A 4,771-nucleotide genomic window follows, 5' to 3' on the forward strand; every position below is an offset into this window, starting at 1 on the left:
TGCCCCACGGCATCCGCTCAGGCCGCACCCGCACCCGCTGCGATCCACCGCGATTGGCGAGTCGTATCCGGAACGGGCACGATGGAATGCGGGGGAGTTTCCCGACGAGGATGCGATGCGGTCGTGTCCCGGGAAGAGGCCCCTCGCCGTCCGCAATCGGGGAAGGATCTGCTCGTGGCTGGTCATGCTCCGTCGCCCGCAGGATCGGCTCGGCCACGTCGCCGCGTATGGGGGATCATCGGGATCGCGGCGGCTGCCCTCGTCGCCCTCGTCATCGTCACGATGGCCATCCTGGATTCGAAGCTCGGTTTCACCACGAACGTGACGATCTCCTTGAGCTATGTCGCCGATGACGGGCAGAAATACTCCTGCACGTACGACTACAGCACTCCGGACCGGCTGCCGATGCCCGCCGACATCGCCGAGAGCATGAACTCCCGTGACTGGTCGCAGACCGGCCAGGAGATCTACGAATGGGCGAAGAGCCATCCGGCCGAGCACTGGACGACCGAGGATGAGCTGCCCGCAGACGACCCCGGGTCGACACGGGCTGATGCGACCTGGGGCCTCGCGATGGAGAAGTACGTCACGTTCCCCCCGTGGCTGATCGATGCGGGCGACGGGGAAGAATACGCCCTGTGGTGGGAGGCGCGCGCGGGCAGCAACTGCGAAGACGGCTTGCGCTGAGACGGCGTCAGGACGCATCTGCTCAGAGCAGAGCGGCTCAGGGCAGAATCCGACCGCACGCGTGCGGCGGCGACGGATGCTGGGGGCATGAGCGAAGACAACCCCTCCATCCCGCAGTTCGGCCCTGAGGCCCGGCGCGCACTGTTCCACGAGCGCGTGCTCGTGCTCGACGGTGCGCTCGACGATGACAACGGCACACTGCTGATGACGCAGCTGCTCGCCCTGTCGGCCGAGGATCCCGCCGCCGACATCGCCCTCTGGATCCACTCGCCCGGCGGCTCGGTGCCGTCGATGCTCGCGATCCGCGACATCATGCGTCTCATCCCCAATGACGTGGCGACCCTCGCCCTCGGGCTCGCCTGCAGCGCGGGGCAGTTCCTGCTCTCCGCGGGCACCCCGGGCAAGCGGCGGGCGCTACCGCACGCGCGCATCCTCATGCATCAGGGCTCGGCGGGCATCGGGGGCTCCGCGGGCGAGATCGAGACGCAGGCCGACGACCTGCGGCACATGCGCGACACCGTGCTGGGCCTCATCTCCGCCGACACGGGCCAACCCCTCGAGTGCATCTTCGAGGACTCGCTGCACGACCGCTGGTACACCGCGACCCAGGCGCAGGACTACGGCTTCATCGACGGGATCGTGGCCTCGATCGCCGAGGTGATGCCGCGGCAACGCGCGCGCGTCGGACTGGGGGTGACCGCATGAGCACCTACTCGATCCCCAACGTCATCGCGCAGCATCCGCGGGGGGAGCGCATCATGGACGTCTACTCCCACCTGCTCGCAGAACGCGTCATCTATCTCGGAACGGGCATCGATGCCGGTGTCGCGAACGCCCTCATCGCGCAGCTGCTCCACCTCGACGCGGACAGTCCGGAGAGCGGCATCCAGTTCTACATCAACAGCGAGGGCGGCGACCCCGGCGCGGCCCTGGCGATCTACGACACCATGCAGCACATCCGTCCGGCGATCGCGACGACCTGCGTCGGACAGGCGATCGGTCCCGCTGCGCTGCTCGTCGCCGCGGGTGCGGAGGGCCAGCGCGCCGCGCTCGCGCACGCCCGCATCGTCCTGCATCAGCCGGCCGGCCAGTCGCGCGGTGCGATCCCCGATCTGATCCTCGCGGCCGACGAGGTGGTGCGGGTGCGGTCCGACATGGAGGAGATCCTCGCGAGGCACAGCGGGCGCACGGTTGCGGAGCTCCGCGCCGACACCGACCGCGACCGGGTGTTCACGGCATCCGCGGCCCTGGACTACGGGCTCATCGACACGGTGCTCGGACCGCGGGGGCTGTGAGTCAGGCGGCGAGGGCGTAGGAGCCGCGCGACACCGACACCGACACGGCAGCGGATGCCGGCACCGCGGCCGAGCGCAGGTCATCGGCCACGGCGCTCGTGAGCTCGATCAGGCTCGTGTCGAGTGCGCCGGCGATGGCCGCGATCATCTCGCTCGACGGCTCCTTCAGCCCCCGTTCGACCTCGGAGAGGTACTGGGGCGAGACGCCCGCCTTCTCCGCGGTCTCGGTGAGGGTCTCCTCGCGGTCGTGTCGGCGGCGACGCAGCTGGTCGCCCAGCATCTGACGCCACAGCGGCTCGGGGCCGCCCGACTTCGGGCGATCGGGGCGAGGGGTGCGCGGGAACGAGATCAGGTCGGCCATGCCTCACGATAAACCGCGGCATCCGGCGGGTTCGAGCTGTTCTGCTCAGAGCAGAACAGCTGCCTGTTCAGGAGAGGAACTCGCGCACCTCGCCGCGGGTGATCGGGCTACAGCGCCGCGGTCACGCCGGGCAGGAGCTTGCCGAGGATCGCCTCGAGCTGCTCGCGTTCCTCCGCCGTGAGTGGATCGAGCACCAGTTCCCGCACCTGCTCGACGTGCACCGGAGCGGCCGTGCGCAGCATCTCGCGGCCTTCGGCGGTCAGGGTGGCCGAGAGCGTGCGCTTGTCGGAGCTGCACGAGGTGCGCTCCACCCAGCCGCGCTCCTCGAGCGAGTCGAGGGCGTGGCTCAGGCGTGAGCGGCTGAGGCCGGCGATGCGCGCGAGCTCCGTCATCGTCACGGTGCCTTCGCCCTGCCCGGCCAGCGTGACGAGGATGGCGTAGCGGGCGTGGTTGAGCCCCACCTCCTCCTTCAGGGTGCGGTCGAGCACCTGCGGCAGCAGCTGGACGAACCGGATGACGGGAAGCCATGTCGCCATCTCTCCGTCGTCGAGTCGACGCGGATGCTGTCCTGCCGCGGTCATGGTGCCCTCCTCGAGTGTCACGCTCGTGTCACGCCGCCGACAGGTCGAGCGTGTGCGCGGTGTGGTCGCGCTTGGCCTGCAGGTAACGGGAGTTCGCCTCCGACAGGTGCACCTCGGTGGGCACGCGCTCGGTGACGCGGATGCCGAGGGCCTCGAGCTGCACGGCCTTGTCGGGGTTGTTGCTCAGCAGGCGGATGCCGTCGACGCCGACCGCGTTCAGCATCTGCGCGGCGACGGTGTAGTCGCGCTCGTCTTCGCCGTGGCCCAGGGCGACGTTGGCCTCATACGTGTCGAGTCCGGCGTCCTGCAGCGCGTAGGCGTCGAGCTTGGCGTACAGGCCGATGCCTCGACCCTCCTGGCGCAGGTAGAGCAGGAATCCGCCCTCGTCGGCGATGCGCTCCACGGCCTCGCGCAGCTGGGGGCCGCAGTCGCAGCGCTCCGAGCCGAAGACGTCACCGGTCAGGCACTCGCTGTGCGGGCGCACGAGGGGTGCGGCGCCTCCGTCGGCCGCGCGCTCGAGTGCCGCGCGCCAGTCGCCGAGGCCGAGCAGCAGGTGCTCGCGGCCGTCGATCAGGCCGTCGAAGGTGACGACGTCGGCGGTGGTGGAGAAGCCGTCGCCGAAGCGCAGCGGCACGCGGACGCGGGTGCGCTCCGTGGCGACCGGAGCGACGGTTGAAGTTTCAATCATGTCGGGTGCAACGCGCGGCCCGTCGAACTATTCCCGTCCGCCGTGATCCGAGGGGTGCCATGAGAGAGCCTCCCACGCGTGGCGGAATCGGCGTTGACTGGATTCACACGACAGAAGGAGCAGTAAGAATGCGTGGAGTAGTCATGTACGCCCCCGGCGACGTCCGGGTCGAGGAGCGCGAGAAGCCGACGATCACCCGGCCGACGGATGCCGTCATCCGGCTCGCCGCGACCTGCATCTGCGGGTCGGACCTGTGGCCGTACCGCGGCGACGACGACGTCGATCACACCCCGATGGGGCACGAGTACGTCGGCGTCGTCGAGGAGATCGGCGCCGAGGTGCAGACCCTGAAGGTCGGCGACTTCGTGGTCGGCTCGTTCATGGCCTCGGACAACACCTGCGAGATCTGCCAGGCGGGCTACCAGTCCCGCTGCGTGCACGTCGTCCCGATGGGGAAGTACGGCACGCAGGCCGAGTACTCGCTCATCCCGCACGCCGACGGCACGCTCGTCGTCACGCCCGGGCAGCCCGACGCCGACCTGATCCCCTCGCTGCTCGCGGCATCAGACGTGCTCGGCACGGGCTGGTTCGCGGCGGTCGCCGCCGAGGCCGGACCCGGCAAGACGGTCGCGGTCGTCGGTGACGGGGCGGTGGGACTGCTGGGCATCCTCGCCGCCCGCGAACTCGGGGCCGAGCGCATCATCGCGATGAGCCGGCACGCCGACCGGCAGGCACTGGCGCGTGAGTTCGGCGCCACCGACATCGTCGAAGAGCGCGGGGACGAGGGGGTGGCGCGTATCAAGGAGCTCACGAACGGGCTCGGCGCGCACTCGGTGATCGAGGCGGTCGGCACGCAGGAGTCGATGATGCAGGCGATCCGCTCGACCCGCCCCGGCGGACATGTCGGCTACGTCGGCGTCTCGCACGACGTGGCACTGCCCGGTGAGGAGCTGTTCTTCTCCGGCGTGCACCTGCACGGTGGGCCCGCGCCGGTGAGGCGCTTCCTGCCCCAGCTGATCCAGCTCATCTGGGACCGCAAGATCGACCCCGGCAAGGTGTTCGACCTCACCCTCCCACTCGAGGATGCCGCCGAGGGATATCGCGCCATGGACGAGCGTCGCGCCACCAAAGTGCTGCTCACGGTCTGACGTCGTCGAGC

At 69.8% G+C, this 4,771-nt stretch carries 7 protein-coding genes; 4 read left to right on the forward strand and 3 right to left on the reverse strand.

All coding sequences use genetic code 11. The annotated features are described in order from the left end of the window. Positions 1–174 precede the first annotated feature (174 nt). The 3 genes from ACNPM4_RS15980 to ACNPM4_RS15990 all read left to right on the forward strand — a co-directional run bounded on the left by ACNPM4_RS15980 (position 175) and on the right by ACNPM4_RS15990 (position 1,982). Positions 175–687 (forward strand): hypothetical protein, encoded by a 513-nt coding sequence (locus tag ACNPM4_RS15980; RefSeq protein ID WP_448986336.1) that lies wholly within the window; start codon positions 175–177, stop codon positions 685–687. A gap of 87 nt (positions 688–774) precedes the next feature. Continuing rightward, a complete protein-coding gene (locus ACNPM4_RS15985) occupies positions 775–1,392 on the forward strand; it encodes a ClpP family protease (protein WP_448986337.1) in 618 nt (205 codons plus the stop codon). Then, complete coding sequence (locus ACNPM4_RS15990; protein ID WP_262002064.1) at positions 1,389–1,982, forward strand: ClpP family protease; 594 nt, start codon at positions 1,389–1,391, stop codon at positions 1,980–1,982. Before ACNPM4_RS15985 ends, ACNPM4_RS15990 begins: the two co-directional genes overlap by 4 nt. A 1-nt stretch (position 1,983) precedes the next feature. Here ACNPM4_RS15990 and ACNPM4_RS15995 read toward each other — a convergent pair whose 3' ends face one another. The 3 genes from ACNPM4_RS15995 to ACNPM4_RS16005 form a co-directional block, all read right to left on the reverse strand. Then, positions 1,984–2,343, reverse strand: a complete 360-nt coding sequence (locus tag ACNPM4_RS15995) for a helix-turn-helix domain-containing protein (RefSeq protein WP_448986338.1) — start codon at positions 2,341–2,343, stop codon at positions 1,984–1,986. 107 nt (positions 2,344–2,450) lie between these two features. Further along, positions 2,451–2,924 carry a MarR family winged helix-turn-helix transcriptional regulator gene (locus ACNPM4_RS16000; RefSeq protein ID WP_400857382.1) on the reverse strand — a complete coding sequence of 158 codons (474 nt, stop codon included), beginning with the start codon at positions 2,922–2,924 and terminating at the stop codon, positions 2,451–2,453. A 28-nt stretch (positions 2,925–2,952) separates the two neighbouring features. Beyond that, complete coding sequence (locus ACNPM4_RS16005; RefSeq protein ID WP_448986339.1) at positions 2,953–3,612, reverse strand: GTP cyclohydrolase II; 660 nt, start codon at positions 3,610–3,612, stop codon at positions 2,953–2,955. A 128-nt stretch (positions 3,613–3,740) separates the two neighbouring features. On the opposite strand from ACNPM4_RS16005, the gene ACNPM4_RS16010 reads away from it, so the two are divergent. Further along, on the forward strand, positions 3,741–4,760 hold the full coding sequence (locus ACNPM4_RS16010) for a zinc-dependent alcohol dehydrogenase family protein (RefSeq protein ID WP_400857384.1): 1,020 nt from the start codon (positions 3,741–3,743) through the stop codon (positions 4,758–4,760). The last annotated feature ends 11 nt before the right edge of the window (positions 4,761–4,771 follow it).

The organism is Microbacterium umsixpiens (assembly GCF_053543675.1).